The sequence below is a fragment of the Bradyrhizobium sp. HKCCYLRH3061 genome (assembly GCF_051168015.1).
Lineage (GTDB): Bacteria > Pseudomonadota > Alphaproteobacteria > Rhizobiales > Xanthobacteraceae > Bradyrhizobium.
The window spans coordinates 220,079-235,998 of record NZ_JBNPUE010000002.1; the positions used below are offsets into that span (position 1 = coordinate 220,079).

Annotated in this window: 22 protein-coding genes; 2 read left to right on the top strand and 20 right to left on the bottom strand. The window is 65.5% G+C overall.

Features of this window, described 5'->3' with window-relative positions:
* Positions 1 to 42: 42 nt before the first annotated feature.
* Positions 43 to 1,272 (top strand): chromate efflux transporter, encoded by a 1,230-nt coding sequence (chrA, locus tag ACQR2C_RS04890; protein ID WP_434880609.1) that lies wholly within the window; start codon positions 43 to 45, stop codon positions 1,270 to 1,272.
* A gap of 81 nt (positions 1,273 to 1,353) precedes the next feature.
* On the opposite strand, the gene ACQR2C_RS04895 is transcribed toward chrA, so the two are convergent.
* Positions 1,354 to 1,650 carry a hypothetical protein gene (locus ACQR2C_RS04895; RefSeq protein WP_316177121.1) on the bottom strand — a complete coding sequence of 99 codons (297 nt, stop codon included), beginning with the start codon at positions 1,648 to 1,650 and terminating at the stop codon, positions 1,354 to 1,356.
* A gap of 362 nt (positions 1,651 to 2,012) precedes the next feature.
* On the opposite strand from ACQR2C_RS04895, the gene ACQR2C_RS04900 reads away from it, so the two are divergent.
* A complete protein-coding gene (locus ACQR2C_RS04900) occupies positions 2,013 to 3,476 on the top strand; it encodes a hypothetical protein (RefSeq protein ID WP_316177119.1) in 1,464 nt (487 codons plus the stop codon).
* Positions 3,477 to 3,615: 139 nt separating this feature from the next.
* On the opposite strand, the gene ACQR2C_RS04905 is transcribed toward ACQR2C_RS04900, so the two are convergent.
* From ACQR2C_RS04905 to rplN, 19 genes are all read right to left on the bottom strand, one after another.
* Positions 3,616 to 4,953 carry a chloride channel protein gene (locus tag ACQR2C_RS04905; protein WP_315800965.1) on the bottom strand — a complete coding sequence of 446 codons (1,338 nt, stop codon included), beginning with the start codon at positions 4,951 to 4,953 and terminating at the stop codon, positions 3,616 to 3,618.
* A gap of 21 nt (positions 4,954 to 4,974) precedes the next feature.
* Positions 4,975 to 5,271 (bottom strand): DUF1330 domain-containing protein, encoded by a 297-nt coding sequence (locus ACQR2C_RS04910; RefSeq protein ID WP_316216042.1) that lies wholly within the window; start codon positions 5,269 to 5,271, stop codon positions 4,975 to 4,977.
* 8 nt (positions 5,272 to 5,279) lie between these two features.
* A complete protein-coding gene (locus ACQR2C_RS04915; protein ID WP_434847968.1) occupies positions 5,280 to 6,074 on the bottom strand; it encodes an SDR family NAD(P)-dependent oxidoreductase in 795 nt (264 codons plus the stop codon).
* Between the two features lie 322 nt (positions 6,075 to 6,396).
* Complete coding sequence (gene rplQ, locus ACQR2C_RS04920; RefSeq protein ID WP_006611863.1) at positions 6,397 to 6,810, bottom strand: 50S ribosomal protein L17; 414 nt, start codon at positions 6,808 to 6,810, stop codon at positions 6,397 to 6,399.
* Positions 6,811 to 6,927: 117 nt separating this feature from the next.
* The gene (locus tag ACQR2C_RS04925; protein WP_315800968.1) at positions 6,928 to 7,959 is read right to left on the bottom strand and encodes a DNA-directed RNA polymerase subunit alpha; all 1,032 of its coding nucleotides are present in this window, start codon (positions 7,957 to 7,959) and stop codon (positions 6,928 to 6,930) included.
* A 112-nt stretch (positions 7,960 to 8,071) separates the two neighbouring features.
* Positions 8,072 to 8,461 carry a 30S ribosomal protein S11 gene (rpsK, locus tag ACQR2C_RS04930; protein WP_006611861.1) on the bottom strand — a complete coding sequence of 130 codons (390 nt, stop codon included), beginning with the start codon at positions 8,459 to 8,461 and terminating at the stop codon, positions 8,072 to 8,074.
* 129 nt (positions 8,462 to 8,590) lie between these two features.
* On the bottom strand, positions 8,591 to 8,959 hold the full coding sequence (gene rpsM, locus ACQR2C_RS04935) for a 30S ribosomal protein S13 (RefSeq protein WP_315714555.1): 369 nt from the start codon (positions 8,957 to 8,959) through the stop codon (positions 8,591 to 8,593).
* A gap of 195 nt (positions 8,960 to 9,154) precedes the next feature.
* Positions 9,155 to 10,024 (bottom strand): adenylate kinase, encoded by an 870-nt coding sequence (locus tag ACQR2C_RS04940; protein WP_434880610.1) that lies wholly within the window; start codon positions 10,022 to 10,024, stop codon positions 9,155 to 9,157.
* 84 nt (positions 10,025 to 10,108) lie between these two features.
* A complete protein-coding gene (secY, locus tag ACQR2C_RS04945; RefSeq protein WP_315714557.1) occupies positions 10,109 to 11,443 on the bottom strand; it encodes a preprotein translocase subunit SecY in 1,335 nt (444 codons plus the stop codon).
* Between the two features lie 156 nt (positions 11,444 to 11,599).
* Positions 11,600 to 12,085: a 50S ribosomal protein L15 gene (rplO, locus tag ACQR2C_RS04950; protein ID WP_009031841.1), complete on the bottom strand. Its 486-nt coding sequence runs from the start codon at positions 12,083 to 12,085 to the stop codon at positions 11,600 to 11,602.
* A gap of 11 nt (positions 12,086 to 12,096) precedes the next feature.
* On the bottom strand, positions 12,097 to 12,288 hold the full coding sequence (rpmD, locus tag ACQR2C_RS04955) for a 50S ribosomal protein L30 (RefSeq protein ID WP_006611856.1): 192 nt from the start codon (positions 12,286 to 12,288) through the stop codon (positions 12,097 to 12,099).
* Between the two features lie 44 nt (positions 12,289 to 12,332).
* Positions 12,333 to 12,905, bottom strand: coding sequence for a 30S ribosomal protein S5 (gene rpsE / locus ACQR2C_RS04960; RefSeq protein WP_006611855.1), 573 nt, complete (start codon positions 12,903 to 12,905; stop codon positions 12,333 to 12,335).
* A 48-nt stretch (positions 12,906 to 12,953) separates the two neighbouring features.
* On the bottom strand, positions 12,954 to 13,316 hold the full coding sequence (rplR, locus tag ACQR2C_RS04965; protein ID WP_006611854.1) for a 50S ribosomal protein L18: 363 nt from the start codon (positions 13,314 to 13,316) through the stop codon (positions 12,954 to 12,956).
* A gap of 11 nt (positions 13,317 to 13,327) precedes the next feature.
* Positions 13,328 to 13,861: a 50S ribosomal protein L6 gene (gene rplF / locus ACQR2C_RS04970; protein ID WP_172108074.1), complete on the bottom strand. Its 534-nt coding sequence runs from the start codon at positions 13,859 to 13,861 to the stop codon at positions 13,328 to 13,330.
* A 13-nt stretch (positions 13,862 to 13,874) separates the two neighbouring features.
* The gene (gene rpsH / locus ACQR2C_RS04975; RefSeq protein WP_315714559.1) at positions 13,875 to 14,273 is read right to left on the bottom strand and encodes a 30S ribosomal protein S8; all 399 of its coding nucleotides are present in this window, start codon (positions 14,271 to 14,273) and stop codon (positions 13,875 to 13,877) included.
* Positions 14,274 to 14,286: 13 nt separating this feature from the next.
* The gene (gene rpsN / locus ACQR2C_RS04980) at positions 14,287 to 14,592 is read right to left on the bottom strand and encodes a 30S ribosomal protein S14 (RefSeq protein ID WP_315800970.1); all 306 of its coding nucleotides are present in this window, start codon (positions 14,590 to 14,592) and stop codon (positions 14,287 to 14,289) included.
* 43 nt (positions 14,593 to 14,635) lie between these two features.
* Entirely contained in the window at positions 14,636 to 15,193 is a 558-nt protein-coding gene (gene rplE, locus ACQR2C_RS04985) for a 50S ribosomal protein L5 (RefSeq protein WP_315800971.1), read from the bottom strand.
* Complete coding sequence (gene rplX, locus ACQR2C_RS04990) at positions 15,186 to 15,500, bottom strand: 50S ribosomal protein L24 (RefSeq protein ID WP_315737601.1); 315 nt, start codon at positions 15,498 to 15,500, stop codon at positions 15,186 to 15,188. The genes rplE and rplX overlap by 8 nt, the downstream gene beginning before the upstream one ends.
* Entirely contained in the window at positions 15,500 to 15,868 is a 369-nt protein-coding gene (gene rplN / locus ACQR2C_RS04995) for a 50S ribosomal protein L14 (protein ID WP_006611848.1), read from the bottom strand. The genes rplX and rplN overlap by 1 nt, the downstream gene beginning before the upstream one ends.
* Between the last annotated feature and the right edge of the window lie 52 nt (positions 15,869 to 15,920).

A 15,920-nucleotide genomic window follows, 5' to 3' on the forward strand; every position in this document is an offset into this window, starting at 1 on the left:
CTCCTTTAACGAAGCGCGACATTCGCATCTGGAACGGCGTCCGTGAGCAGCCTCGAGCAAGAGACCCATTCGTCCGCCGATCGCGGCCCGCGCAGCGGGTCGCCGCTCGAGGTCCTCAGCATCTTCCTCAAGCTCGGCCTCACCTGCTTCGGCGGGCCGATTGCCCATATCGGCTATTTCCGCGACGAGTTCGTCGTCAGGCGAAAATGGATCGACGAGCATGCCTATGCCGATCTGGTCGGGCTGTGCCAGTTCCTGCCCGGTCCCGCCAGCAGCCAGGTCGGCTTCTCCATCGGGCTGATGCGCGCCGGCTATCTCGGTGCGCTCGCCGCCTGGACCGGCTTCACTTTGCCGTCGGCCGCCGTGCTCATCCTGTTCGCCTATGGTGCGGGCCGATTGAGTGGACCGATCGGCAGCGGCCTGCTGCACGGGCTGAAGCTGACCGCAGTCGCCATCGTCGCACAGGCGGTCTGGGGCATGGCGCGCACGCTCTGTCCCGATCGCACGCGCGCCTCGATCGCGGTCGCCGCAACGTTGATCATTCTGCTCAGTTCGGCCTCGGCCGCGCAGATCGGGGCCATCGTGCTCGGCGGACTCGCCGGCCTCTGGCTGTGCCGCGGCGAGGCGGCGCCGTCGGGACACGTCGCGATCCCGGTGTCGCGGAGCGTGGGGTTCATGACGCTCGTGCTGTTCGTCGTCCTGTTGGCGGGACTTCCGCTGCTGCGCGGCTCAACGGGATCGACGCCGCTTGCCTTGTTCGACGCGTTCTATCGCTCCGGCGCGCTCGTGTTCGGCGGTGGACATGTGGTGCTGCCGCTGTTGCGCGAAGCCTTCGTCGGACCAGGCTGGCTGAGCGACGACGCCTTTCTCGCCGGCTACGGTGCAGCGCAGGCCGTCCCGGGCCCGCTCTTCACCTTCGCCGCCTATCTCGGCACCGTGGTCGCTCCGGAGCCGCATGGGATCATCGGGGCCGCGCTCGGTCTCCTCGGAATCTTCCTTCCGGGCATGCTGGTCCTGCTCGCCGCGCTGCCGTTCTGGGACTCGTTCCGCAAGCGCGCCGGCGCCCAGGCCATGATGCGGGGTGTCAACGCTGCGGTCGTCGGTGTGCTGGGAGCGGCCCTGTACAACCCGGTCTGGACAACCACCGTCCATAACGCGGCAGATTTTGGCATCGCGCTGGTCGGTTTCGTCCTCTTGGTCGCCTGGCGCGCGCCGCCGCTCGTCGTGGTGACGTTCAGCGCCATTGCCGGCGTCGCGGCCGCGCTGGTGTAAGCGGCGGCGCCGCCGCATTTCATGTGGTTGGCAAAGCGCCGCCGAAGCGGCGCTCTGCCCCCAGCGAGCTGCCGTGCGCGGCTAATTGTGCTTCTTCCAGAAGATGCGCGCGCCCTGCACGGATTGCGCGACGTTGATGCGTGCACGCTCGAACGGCGTCACCACGCCGTCGGCCTTGGCCTTGTTTTCCAGCTTCTGCACGTGGATCTGGCCGCGGACGAGCTGCTGGGCCTCCGGATAGGTCAGCCGCCCGCTCGCGATGCCGTTGTAGATGCGATGTGACTGGTTGTGCTGACGCGCATCGATCAGCGGCGTGCCCGCAAGGCTTGCGCCGGACGTCAGCGCGAGCAGCAACGCACCGGCCATGATGGACTTCATTTCACTCTCCTGTGGTTGTCGTCCACTGGCGTGAAGACGTCATTGTCCGCACTCGTCCAGCGAACGGCCGCCAGGATGCGCGCGATCGGCCGCGTCGACCGTGCCCGGGCTCACACGCGGCCGTGTCGTCCGATGACGACGAATGCTGCAGTGATCGATCGTCGGGTGGAGCCGCATGTCACGCCGCGGGGGCCTCCGCAAAAAAATTGCGGGTTGCGTGAGCTGCCGGTCTTGCAAATCTCACCTTTGGGTGCATGTTCGCCGCGCACTACTTTTGAATGAATCATTTTTAACAATCATTGGCGACGCATGGCGGCGAGACCAACAGCCCATCCCAGCGCGCACATCCATGGAGACCGGCCATGAGAACGATTCAGTGGCTCATGCTCACTTTCGCGACGACCGTCACCGCAAGCGGCCTTGCCGGCGCCCTCAGCCCTGCGAGCGCCGCCCCGCCTCCGCCGGCGAAGAACTGCCCGGCCTTCGGCTGGTCGGAGGGACTTGGCAGTTATCTCAAGCCGGACGCCGCCTTCCCCACCTCCGACACCAAGACCATCCCGACGCCGGACTGCAATTTCCATCAATGGTCGTGGGAGGCGTTCGTCTGGGCGACGGCTCTGGTGAAGGATTCGGGCTCCGGCGCCGCCGTGCCGCGGTTCATGACCTTGGCGACGCCCGACGAGTTGCTCAACAACGCCGAGAATGCCGGCGCCCCACGGCCGCGCCCGCTGACCTTGGCGGCCCGTGCCCAGGTCTTCCACGGCATGGCCGGCTTCACCGAAGGCGCCGGCGCCATCGTCGAAGCCGACGGCAACATGCTGGTCGCGCAGAACGGCTATCCCGTCTACGCCTCGGTTCACATGAACCAGAGCTATTTCAACACCGCCCGCAAGAACCTGATCGCGACCGGCGGCTACCAGAGCCAGCCGGCAGATTCCTCCTTCGCCGTGGGCGATGCAGTGTTCAAGGCGACGTGGCTGCGGCTCGACCCCGGCCAGGCGCCGCCCGCGGGCGCCTATACGACCCAGGCACAGGTGCCGGTGCTGGAGAACAACGTCACCCCCGGCCTGATCACGATCCGGCCGGCGCCCGGCAAATTCGTCACGGTGACGGTGGCGCTGGTCGGCCTGCACGTCGTCGGCTACACCGAGAACCACCCTGAATTCCTGTGGGGCACGTTCGAGCTGAAGAACAACTCACCGCAGACGCCGGACAACACCTTCGCGCCCTCGGCAAGCCGCTCGGATCCGAAGAACTATACGCTCTACAAGGGCAGCACGCCGTTCTCGCAGGTCAACATCGCGGCGCAGCCCGGCGCCAACCGGCCGCAACTGCGGCTCGATCCGGCGACCCAGAAGCTGACGCCGGTGACCAACGTCGTGCTCGAAAACCAGACCGGCGGCGAGAACCAGCCCAACGGCGTCGGCAACATCTTCGCGATCACGGCGCAAGCCCAGGGCTTTCTCTCCGGCCTGAAGGGCCCGCAATCGACGTTCGCGAACTACGCCCTCGACGGCACCGTCTGGATGCTCCCCAACTCGTACAATCTGAACAGCAACCAGACCAATGCGGTCGGTTCGGTCAATCTCGCCAACGCCACCGCCGAGACCTTCGTGCAGAACGCCGACAACACGCCGATCAAGAACGTGCTGAACTGCTTCCTGTGCCACAACCCGACGTCCTATTCGTTCCAGACGCCGCCGCCGGCCAAGCTGCCGAACCGGCTGATCGCGCTCAGCCACGTGCTGTCGATCGGCTCGCCCTACGAGGTGCCGAACTCGATCTCCGGCCGGCTCCTGATGCGGCCGGATCCGTTCAGGAAGTAGACCGACGACGCTTGCGCGGCGGCGCCGGCAACGGGGCCGCCGCCGTTTCGAGCCGATGGCAGATCTCAGGATCTGCCATCAAGCGATTGAACCGACGCCGGCTATCGGCGCGCTCCGAACCGCTGCTTGAGCGCTGGGATCAGGATGGCGCGGCAACCTGCTTCGGCTCCTGCGCTGCCTCAGCCTTCGTCTCAGCTCTGGCGACGAAGCCCTTGGCGAGGGCGTGATAGAGCCCCTCCTCGCAGATCAGGCGCGAGGTGCCGTAGGCGATCAGCGACGCCATCATCAGCGGCACCACCATGGCGTGGTTGTCGGTCATCTCGGTGACGATGACGAAGGCGGTGATCGGCGCCTGCACCACGCCGGCGAAATAGGCGACCATGCCGAGCAGCATGATCGGCGCCAGCGGCGACTGCTGGAACAGGCTGGCGACGTTGGCGCCGATGCCCGCCCCGACTGCGAGCGACGGCGCGAAGATGCCGCCGGGAATGCCGCTGATCGCGGCAAAGGTGGTGGCGAGGAATTTCAGCACGCCGAAATCGCTCGGCAGCGGCGTTCCGGTCTCCAGCGCGCCTTTCACCTGTGCATAGCCGGTGCCGTAGACCGTATCGCCCGAGGCCAGCCCGCACAGCGCGACGGCAAAGCCGCAGGCGAGCGCGAACGGCAGCGGGTGGCGTTTGATGAGGCGGCCGCCAGCGCCGGGCAGTCCGCGCGCCATGGTGATCAGGATGCGGCTGAACAGGCCGCCGGCGGCGCCGCCCAGGACCCCGCAGACGGGCACCGCCAGCCAGTCGATGCCCTTGCCGAGCGCGATCGGCGTCGTGCCGAAATAGGCGTAATTGCCCATCAGGGCCAGCGAGGTCAGGCCCGCGGCGATCACGGTGGCGATGATGAGGCTCGAGGTCCGCGTCTCGAAGGCACGACTCATCTCCTCGATGCCGAACACGATGCCGGCGAGCGGCGTGTTGAAGGCGGCCGCGACCCCGGCGGCGGCGCCGGCCAGGATCAAGCCCGGCTGCCGCCGCGGCGATAGCCGGCCGAGCGCGAACATGATGGAGGCGCCGACCTGCACTGTCGGGCCCTCGCGGCCGACCGAGCCGCCGCACAGCAGCCCCAGCAGGGTCAAGAGCACCTTGCCGATGGCGATGCGGATCGACACCAGCGGGCTGCGCGCGCTCGTGTCGGTCAGGTGCCGAGCGGCGATCGCCTGAGGGATGCCGCTGCCTTGCGCGTTCGGGAAGAAGCGCTGGGTCAGGTAGACCGACAGCGCGAAGCCGGCGGGCGTCACGATCAGTGAGGCGTAGCGTGATTTCGACAGCAGCCAGTTGAAGGCGAGCTGGGCCAGGTCGGCGAGCTCCGCCAGGGCCACGGCCGCCGCGCCCACCACCAGGCCGCCGGCCACGAACAGCACCCGCCGCTGCCAGCGCGCCGAGGTCAGCTTGAGCCAACGCTTGCGGCGGGGGGTGATGGTCAGCATGGGCGCAACGGAGTCCGTTCTCTACGCAGGTGCAGCACCCTCGACGAAAATCAGCCGGCGGTCCAGCGCCTTCCCGCGCTCGCCCAGGGCGTCGGCGTATTCGGCCGACGCATACCATTCGCGCAGCCGGGCCATCGACGGGAACTCGACGATGATGAGGGTCTTGGCCGGCGGACCGCCTTCGACCGTCTCGGAGATCCCGCCGCGGACCAGATAGCGCCCGCCATACTGCGCGATCGAGCGCGCCGCGAGCATGCGGTAGCGCTCCATCGCTTGGGCGTCGCGAACCTCAGCCTCGGAGATGACGTAAGCCGCCATGGCCGGCCTCAGGCGATGGTGTCGAGTATACCGCCCTCGGCGCGTAGCGCGGCTCCGTTGGTGGCGGAGGCCTGCTGCGAGGCGGCATAGACGACCATGTTGGCGATCTCGTCGACGCTGGCGAAGCGCTGCAGCAGCGAGGCTGGCCGGTGCTGCTTGACGAAGGACGAGGCCGCCTCCTCCTCCGACTGGCCGTTCTGGCGGGCGAGATCCCTCACAAAGGTCTCGACGCCTTCCGACATCGTCGGACCCGGAAGCACGGCATTGACTGTGACGCCGGTGCCGCGGGTCAGCTTGGCAAGCCCGCGCGAGATCGCGAGTTGGGCGGTCTTGGTCGTGCCGTAGTGGATCATCTCGGTCGGAATGTTCACCCCGGACTCCGAGGAAATGAAGATGATGCGGCCCCAGTTGCGCTTCAGCATGCCCTGCATGTAGGCGCGTGCCATGCGCACGCCGGACATCACGTTGGTCTCGAAGAAGCGGCTCCAATCCTCGTCGGGAATGTCGAAGAAGTCCTTGGGCTCGAAGATGCCGGCATTGTTGACGAGGATGTCGACCTCGGGGAGCGCGGTGACGATGGCGTTGCAGCCGTCGATCCGAGCGACGTCGCCGACGACGCCGCGCAGCCGGGCGGCCGGGACAAGCTGCTTGAGCTTCGCGACCGTCTCGTCGACCCGGGCTTGGCTGCGACCATTGATGACGACCTCCGCGCCGGCCGCGGCCAGCCCCTTGGCGATGGCAAAGCCGATGCCGGCGGTGGAGCCGGTGACGAGGGCGGTCTTTCCCGAGAGGTCGATGTGCATGAGCAGCTCTCCGTTGTGCTGAAGCAACGGATGTGGGGCGTCGTCGCGCCAACGCAACGCAGAGCTGATCCTCGAGAAGAACGGTGAATGGCGCGCGCAAATGCCGCCGGCGGCCTCCGTAGGGTGAGCAAAGCGGCCGCCGAAGGCGGCGGCGGGCCCACCATCGATCGACGAATTCTCGGTGAGATGGCGGGCGCGGCGCCGCCAAGAGCACGTGTGAGGGGACGGCGTCGACCCGCCTTTGCCCACCCTAGAAGCGACCACCCTCAAACGAAAACGGCGCCCGAAGGCGCCGTTCTGAAAACTCGGGTCGGATCGCCGCTTACGCGGCTTCCGAGGTCTCCTGCACCGGGCCGGAATCCTGACCCTTGGCATCGACGTCGCGGTCGACGAACTCGATCACGGCCATCGCGGCGTTGTCGCCGTAGCGGAAGCCGGCCTTGATGATGCGGGTGTAGCCGCCGTTGCGGTCCTTGTAGCGGGGCGCCAGCACGTCGAACAGCTTCTTGACCTGGTCGACGTCGCGCATCTCGGCGATCGCCTGACGGCGCAGCGCGAGTCCGCCCTTCTTGCCGAGGGTGACGAGCTTCTCGACGATCGGCCGCAGCTCCTTGGCCTTCGGCAGCGTGGTGACGATCTGCTCGTGCTTGATCAGCGCGGCGCACATGTTGGCGAACATCGCCTTGCGGTGCTCGGCGGTGCGGTTGAGCTTCCGATGAACCTTGCCGTGACGCATAGTGTTAGTCCTTCATTTCAATCTGCCGCGACGGTTCGTCGGACATGTTGCTCAGGTGGGCTGCCTGCGTTCGCCCGGGTGGTTACGGTGGCGGGTAGGACCCTACCCGCCCTCCGCTCAGTAGTGATCCTCGAAGCGCTTGGCCAGCTCGTCGATGTTCTCCGGCGGCCAGCCGGGCACTTCCATGCCGAGATGCAGACCCATCTGGGCCAGCACTTCCTTGATCTCGTTCAGCGATTTGCGGCCGAAGTTCGGGGTGCGCAGCATTTCCGCTTCCGACTTCTGCACGAGGTCGCCGATATAGACGATGTTGTCGTTCTTCAGGCAGTTCGCCGAACGCACCGACAGCTCGAGCTCGTCCACCTTCTTGAGGAAGGCCGGGTTGAAGGCGAGGTCCGGGATGATCTCCTGAGCGACTTCCTTGCGCGGCTCTTCGAAGTTGACGAACACGTTGAGCTGATCCTGCAGGATGCGCGCGGCATAGGCCACCGCGTCCTCCGGCGAGATCGCGCCGTTGGTCTCGATCGTCATGGTCAGCTTGTCGTAGTCGAGGATCTGGCCCTCGCGGGTGTTCTCGACCTTGTAGGAGACCTTGCGGACCGGAGAGAACAGGCTGTCGACCGGGATCAGGCCGATCGGCGCGTCCTCGGGACGGTTACGATCGGCGGCGACATAGCCCTTGCCGGTCGCGACCGTGAACTCCATGCGGATCTCGGCGCCCTCGTCCAGAGTGCAGAGCTGCAGGTCGGGGTTCAGAACGACGATATCGCCGACGGTCTGGATGTCGCCGGCGGTGACCGCGCCCGGACCCTGCTTCTTCACGACCATCCGCTTCGGGCCTTCGCCCTGCATCTTGATCGCGATGTCCTTGATGTTCAGCACGATGTCGGTGACGTCCTCGCGGACACCGGCGATCGAGGAGAACTCGTGCAGCACGCCGTCGATGTGCACCGACTGCACAGCGGCGCCCTGCAGCGACGACAGCAGGATGCGGCGCAGCGCATTGCCGAGCGTCTGGCCGAAACCGCGCTCCAGCGGCTCGGCAACCACGGTGGCGAAACGGGTCGCGTCGGAGCCCGGCGTGACCTGGAGCTTGTTCGGCCGAATCAATTCTTGCCAATTCTTCTGGATCGTCACTGTTTCACCCATGGGCCAGTCATGGGATCTGACTGACTGGCGTTGGAGAACCGCGCTTCAGATCGCGGCAGTCGAAATGTCTCAAAAGCACGACGAGGCGGACATGCTGTCCGCCTCTTTCAGATTAGACGCGCCGACGCTTGCGCGGGCGGCAACCATTGTGCGGGATCGTCGTCACGTCGCGGATCGAGGTGACGGTGAAACCCGCAGCCTGCAGCGCACGGAGCGCCGATTCACGGCCGGAGCCAGGGCCGGCAACCTCGACCTCGAGGGTGCGCATGCCGTGTTCCTGAGCCTTCTTGGACACGTCCTCCGCCGCGACCTGCGCGGCATACGGGGTCGACTTGCGCGATCCCTTGAACCCCATCGTGCCGGCCGACGACCAGGCAATGGTGTTGCCCTGCGCATCGGTGATGGTGATGGTGGTGTTGTTGAACGACGAATTCACGTGGGCGACGCCGGAGGCGATGTTCTTGCGCTCACGACGGCGGACGCGTGCGGCTTCCTTGGCCATATAAGTACCTTTCTCGAGATCTCAACGCCGCCGTAGTGCCAGCGGCTACACCAGAAAGGCGAATGGTGAATAGCGAGTAGCGAATAGGGATCGCCCCTATCCGCCACCCGCCATCAGCAGTTCGCCAGATTACTTCTTCTTGCCGGCAATCGCCTTGGCCGGTCCCTTGCGCGTGCGCGCATTGGTGTGGGTGCGCTGGCCGCGCACCGGCAGACCGCGGCGATGGCGCAGGCCGCGATAGCAGCCGAGGTCCATCAGACGCTTGATGTTGATGCCGGTCTCGCGCCGCAGGTCGCCCTCGACGACGTAGTCGCGGTCGATGATTTCGCGGATCTGCAGGACTTCCTGGTCGCTCAGCTGGTTGACGCGACGATCCTCGGCGATCTTGACCTTGTCAATGATCTCGCCCGCGATCTTCGGGCCGATGCCATGGATATACTGGAGCGCGATCAGAACGCGCTTGTTGGTCGGGATGTTGACACCGGCAATACGGGCCACGGACTTCTCTCCTGTCACCGATCCCAGGATGGACCGGCCTTCGTTCTCGCTATCTCGGGCAGGCGTCCGCAAACGCGAACAAGACGCCCACCCCTCGATTCGTGGGGCCCGGCATCTTTGGAAAACCATCCGACTTGGATGCGGGCTTATTAATGGATTCACACGGCGGTCGTCAACCGCCCCTACAAGATTCGATCACCTCTTGGCGCGCTTTTTTGCAGCCTTTGCAGAGGTTTTCCGGGTTCCCTTGGTCGCCTTGGCAGCGGGCTTGGGAGCCTTCTTCGAGGCCTTGGAGGCTTTCTTGGGGGCCGCCTTTGCTCCCTTTTTGGCTGTCTTTGCGGCCTTTTTCGTCGGCGCAGGCGCCTTCGGAGCCTTTTTAGCGACCTTCTTGGCCGATTTGGCCGGCGCGGTCTTCCCCGCAGCCTTGGCACTGCGCTTGGCCGGGCTCGCCTTCTTCGCCGCCCGGCTGCCGCCGCTGTTACCGACGGCGGCCAGGATCCGTCCGATCTCCTCGGTGACCTGCTCGATCGGCATCATGCCGTCGACGGTCGCCAGCATCCGGTGGTCCGAATAATAGTGGATCAGAGGCTCGGTCTGGTCGCGGTAGCTGGCGAGGCGCTTGGTGAGGACCTCCGGCGTATCGTCGGCCCGCACGGCCTCGCCGCGCGCGCGGGTCTCGGCGGCCCGGCGCTCGACGCGCTCGAGCAGAACGCCCTCGTTGACGCGGAGCTCGATCACCGCGTCGAGCTTCATCTGCTTCTGCTTCAGCAGCGCATCCAGCGCCTCCGCCTGCGGCACCGTGCGCGGGAAGCCGTCAAGGATGAAGCCATTGGCAGCGTCCGGCTGCTCGATCCGGTCCGCGATGATGCCGACCACGACCTCGTCAGGCACCAGACCGCCCGCCGCCATGATGTCCTTGGCCTTGAGCCCGATCGGCGTCTGAGCGGCGACCGCGGCGCGCAGCATGTCGCCGGTCGACAGCTGAACGATGCCGTATTGCTGGACCAGGCGCTGCGCCTGCGTCCCCTTGCCCGAACCGGGCGGCCCCAGAAGAATGAGTCTCATCGAATTTCGCCCCCCGGCACACGGTGAGCGACCCTCCCGCACACCTTGTTCTTGGCTTGGTGGTTCCCGGGCCGCGATCCACCGCTATCCGCGGCGGCGCCCCCGCAACTTCGACTTCCTGATCAGCCCCTCATACTGATGGGCGAGCAGATAACCCTGAACCTGCGCCACGGTATCCATCGTAACGCTGACCACGATCAGAAGCGAAGTGCCACCAAAGTAGAACGGGACGGAAGCGTAGGAAATCAGAATTTCCGGGATCAGACACACGATCGCCAGATAGATGGCGCCGAGCACGGTGATCCGCGACAGCACGTAATCGATATATTCCGCGGTGCGCTCGCCCGGCCTGATGCCCGGGATGAAGCCGCCATGCTTCTTCAGATTGTCGGCGGTCTCGGTCGGGTTGAACACGATCGCGGTGTAGAAGAAGGCGAAGAACAGAATCAGCGCCAGATACAGCACCAGGAACAGCGGCCGGCCGTGGCCGAGCTGGGTGGTGATCCACTGGAACCACTCGGGTCCCTTGCCGGCGTTGAAATTGGCGACCGTGGTCGGCAGTAGCAGCAGCGACGAGGCGAAGATCGGCGGGATCACGCCCGATGTGTTCAGCTTCAGCGGCAGATGCGAGGACTGGCCCTCGAACATCTTGTTGCCGACCTGGCGCTTCGGATACTGGATCAGGAGCCGGCGCTGGGCGCGCTCCACGAACACGATGAAGGCGATCACGGCAACCGCCATCACGATGACGATCAGGATCAGGCCGGTCGACAGCGCGCCCTGGCGGCCGAGTTCCAGCATGTTGGCGAGTGCAGAGGGCAGCTCCGCGACGATGCCGGACAGGATGATCAGCGAGATGCCGTTGCCGATGCCGCGCGAGGTGATCTGCTCGCCGAGCCACATCAGGAACATGGTGCCGCCGGTCAGCGTGATCGCGGTCGAGAGGCGGAAGAACAGGCCGGGATCGGCCACGACGTTGCCGGCGCCCTCAAGGCCGACGGCGATGCCGTAGGACTGCACGGCAGCCAGGATCACCGTCAGATAGCGGGTGTACTGGTTCAGCATCTTGCGGCCAGCCTCACCCTCTTTCTTGAGGGCCTCGAGCTGGGGCGAGACGGTGGTGAGCAGCTGAATGATGATCGATGCCGAGATGTACGGCATGATGTTCAGCGCGAAGATCGCCATGCGGTGAATGCCGCCGCCGGCAAACATGTTGAACATGCCGAGAATGCCGCCGGCCTGGGTGCGGAACACCGAGTCCCAGATGTTCGGGTCGATGCCGGGCAGCGGAATGTAGGTGCCGAGGCGGTAGACCAGCAGCGCGCCGAGGGTGAACCAGATGCGCTTCTTCAGCTCATCGGCCTTCGCGAGCGCGCCGAAATTGAGGTTTGCCGCCAGTTGTTCCGCTGCTGAGGCCATGTCTAGCTTTCTCCCGCCGCCCTTCTTGACCGCATCAGCCCCGCGAGGGCTCGCGAGGCTTGGGCAGACGTCGGATATTATCTGGTACGCGAGCGCGTTCTGTCCATTGCCCTGCCCTCTCCAGCACAAGCCGGCAGCAGGGCAATGACGCAGATGTTACGCCGCCTCGCCTTCGTCCTTGGCTGGCGCCAGGAGCTTGACGGTGCCGCCGGCCTTCTCGACCGCCGCGATCGCCGACTTCGAGGCACCATGCACCTCGATGTTGATCTTGGCCTTGAGCTCGCCGCGGCCGAGCAGACGCACGCCGTCCTTGGCGCGGCGCAGCGCACCGGACTTCACGAGGGACTCGGCGTTGATCACGCTGCCGGCATCGAGCTTCTTGGCATCGATCGCCTGCTGGATCCGGTCGAGATTGATCTCGACGAAATCGAGCGCGAAGATGTTGTTGAAGCCGCGCTTCGGCAGACGGCGATGCATCGGCATCTGACCGCCTTCGAAGCCCTTGATGCGCACGCCGGAGCGCGCGGTCTGGCCCTTGCCGCCACGGCCCGAGGTCTTGCCCTTGCCGGAGCCGATGCCGCGGCCGACGCGCATGCGCTTCTTGCGCGCGCCGGCGTTGTCGGCGATATCGCTGAGCTTCATCGCCCTTCTCCTTACTTCTCGTCGACGATGCGGACGAGATGATGAACCTTGGTGATCATGCCGCGGACCGCCGGCGTATCCGGCAGCTCGGTCACGCGGCCGATCTTGTTGAGCTTCAACCCGATCAGCGTCTCGCGCTGCGAGTGATGCCGGCGGATCGGGCTGCCGATCTGCTCGATCTTGATCGTCTTGGCGCTAGCCATGGTCTTCACTCCGAGATGCGCCGGCCAGAGGCGGCGCGCGTTCGTTAGTCGGCAGCTGCCTCGGCATCGCCACCGACGCGGCGGGCCTGCAGGGTCGACACCTTGATGTTGCGGCGCGCGGCAACCGAGCGCGGTGAATCCTGGTGCTTCAGCGCGTTGAAGGTCGCGCGCACCATGTTGTACGGGTTGGACGAGCCGATCGACTTCGCCACCACGTCCTGGATGCCCAGCGTCTCGAACACGGCGCGCATCGGGCCGCCGGCGATGATGCCGGTACCGGCCGGAGCCGCACGCAGATAGACGCGGCCCGCACCGTGACGACCGAAGATGTCGTGGTGCAGGGTCCGGCCCTCGCGCAGCGCGACGCGGGTCAGGTTGCGCTTGGCGGAGTCCGTCGCCTTGCGGATCGCCTCCGGCACTTCGCGCGCCTTGCCGTGGCCGAAGCCGACCCGGCCCTTCTGATCGCCGATCACGACGAGCGCCGCAAAGCCGAAGCGCTTACCGCCCTTCACGACCTTCGCGACTCGGTTGATGTGGACGAGCTTGTCGACGAACTCGCTGTCGCGCTCCTCGCGCTCCTTGCGATCGCGACCGCCTCGTTCCCGTTCACCTGCCATGGTGCTATCCAATCTTCTGAGGGGCTCTCGCGCCCATATCCATTGATGTTAGAAGCTCAGCCCGCTCTCGCGCGCCGCGTCGGCCAGGGCCTTGACACGACCGTGATAGAGATAGCCGCCGCGATCGAACACGACTTCCTTGATCCCCGCCTTCACCGCGCGCTCGGCGAGCAGCTTGCCCACCGCCTTCGCCGCATCGATGTCGGCACCGGTGTTGCCGGCCGAGCGCATCTCCTTCTCCATCGACGACGCGGAGGCGAGCGTCTCGCCCTTCTGATCGTCGATGACCTGAGCGTAGATGTGCTTCGACGAACGGAACACCGACAGGCGCGGACGGCCGCCGGCGGAGCGGCGCAGCGACAGCCTCACGCGCTGCTTGCGCCGGGCATTCGTAACCTTTGCTCTCGACATGTCCGGCTCCGTTACTTCTTCTTGCCTTCCTTGCGGAAGATGAATTCACCCGCGTACTTCACGCCCTTGCCCTTGTAGGGCTCCGGCGGCCGGTAGGCGCGGATTTCGGCGGCCACCTGGCCGACGCGCTGCGGGTCGATGCCCGTGACCGTGATCTCGGTCGGCTTCGGCACCGCGATCGTGATGCCCTCCGGGATCTGGTAGACGACGTCATGGCTGTAGCCGAGCGCGAGCTGCAGGTTCTTGCCCTGCATCGCGGCGCGGTAGCCGACGCCGGTGATCTCGAGCTTCTTCTCGAAGCCCTTGGTCACGCCTTCGACCAGGTTGGCGATCTGGGCGCGCGCGGTGCCGTACAGCGACCGGGCGCGCTTGGTCTCGGCGCGCGGGGCAACCTTGACCTGGCCGTTCTCGAACTTCACGTCCACGTCGTCATGGACGATGAACTGAAGCTGGCCCTTCGGCCCCTTCATCTTGACGGTCTGTCCGTCGACGGAGGCCGTCACTCCGGACGGCACCGCCACAGGCTTCTTGCCAATACGTGACATGGCTCAATCCTTCTTAGAACACCGTGAAGAGAACTTCACCGCCGACATTCGCGTCACGCGCGCTATGGTCGGCCATGATTCCCTTCGGCGTCGACAAAACAGAAATTCCGAGCCCGTTGTTCACGCGCGGCAGGTTCTTCACCGAGGTGTAGACGCGGCGGCCGGGCTTGGAGACGCGCTCGATCTCGCGGATCACGGGCTCGCCGTCGAAATATTTCAGCTCGATCTCGATCTCGCTGCGGCCCGACGGATGCTCCAGCGTGGCATAGCCGCGGATGTAGCCTTCGGACTTCAGCACCTCGAGCACGCTGGCGCGCATCTTGGAGCCGGGAGTCGAGACCTTCGACTTCGAGCGCATCTGCGCGTTGCGGATGCGGGTGATCAGATCGCTGATGGGATCGTGCGTTGACATGGTGCGATCCTCCTTACCAGCTCGACTTCACGAGGCCCGGAACCAGGCCCTTGGACCCGAGCTCGCGCAACGCGATGCGGCTCAGCTTGTTCTTGCGATAGTTCGACCGCGGACGGCCGGTCAGCTCGCACCGGTTGCGGATGCGGGTCGCCGACGAATTGCGCGGCATCTCGGCCAGCTTCAGGGTCGCGGCAAAGCGCTCCTCCATCGGCTTTTCCTTGTCGGCGATGATCGCCTTCAACCGGGCGCGCTTCGGGGCGGCGTTCTTGGCCATCCGCTTGCGCCGGTTGTTCTTCTCGACTGAACTCTTCTTTGCCATGCTTGGCTCCTGGGTATCCGCGTTTGAGAGGCTGTTCAGCGTCTCACTGCCGGAACGGGAAATTGAATGCGGTCAGAAGGGCACGGGCCTCGTCGTCGGTCGTCGCGGTGGTGCACACCGTGATGTCCATGCCCCAGCTCTCCCCGGCCTTGTCGAAGTCGATCTCGGGGAAAATGATGTGCTCCTTGATGCCGAGCGAATAGTTGCCGCGGCCGTCGAAGCTCTTCGGGTTCAGGCCGCGGAAGTCGCGGACGCGCGGCAGCGCGACGTTGATCAGGCGGTCGATGAACTCGTACATCTTGGTCTTGCGCAAGGTGACCTTGCAGCCGATCGGCTGGTTCTCGCGCAGCTTGAAGGTCGCGATGGCGACGCGCGAATAGGTCACGACCGCCTTTTGGCCGGCGATCAGCGACAGGTCGGCCGCCGCCGTCTCCGCCTTCTTGCGGTCGTTGACCGCCTCGCCGATGCCCATGTTGAGCACGACCTTGTCGAGCCGCGGCACCTGCATGACGTTGGCGTAGCCGAACTTCTCGGTCAGCTGGCTCTTGATCTTGCGATCATATTCCTCGCGCAGGCGCGGGGTGTAAGCGGTCTCAGCCATCGATCTCAACTCCCGAGCTCTTGGCAACGCGGACCTTCTTGCCGTCCGCCTGAATCTTGAATCCAACGCGCGTCGGCTTGCCGTCCTTGCCGACATACGCGACGTTAGACAGGTTGATCGGCGCCTCCTTGGAGATGATGCCGCCTTCCTGGTTCTGGGTCTGCTTCTGGTGACGCTTCACCAAGTTGATGCCGCGTACCAGCGCGGTGCCCTCGTCGGGACGCACCTCGAACACCTCGCCGGTGCGACCCTTGTCGCGACCGGTCAGGACGATCACCTTGTCGCCCTTGCGGATCTTGGCAGCCATCACAGCACCTCCGGCGCAAGCGAAATGATCTTCATGTGGTTCTTGGCGCGCAGCTCGCGCGGCACCGGCCCGAAGATGCGGGTGCCGACCGGCTCCGACTGGTTGTTGATCAGGACGGCCGCGTTGCGGTCGAAGCGGATCACCGAGCCGTCGGCGCGGCGGATGTCCTTGCGGACGCGCACCACGACGGCCTTCATGACGTCGCCCTTCTTCACCTTGCCACGCGGAATGGCTTCCTTGATCGACACCACGATGATGTCGCCGACGGTGGCATAGCGGCGCTTCGAGCCGCCCAGCACCTTGATACACATGACACGGCGTGCGCCGGAATTATCGGCCACGTCGAGGTTGGTCTGCATCTGAATCATTGATGCACCTCGTCCTCTTCATCTGCTGCGCAGGAAAGCTGCGCCTTGTTTG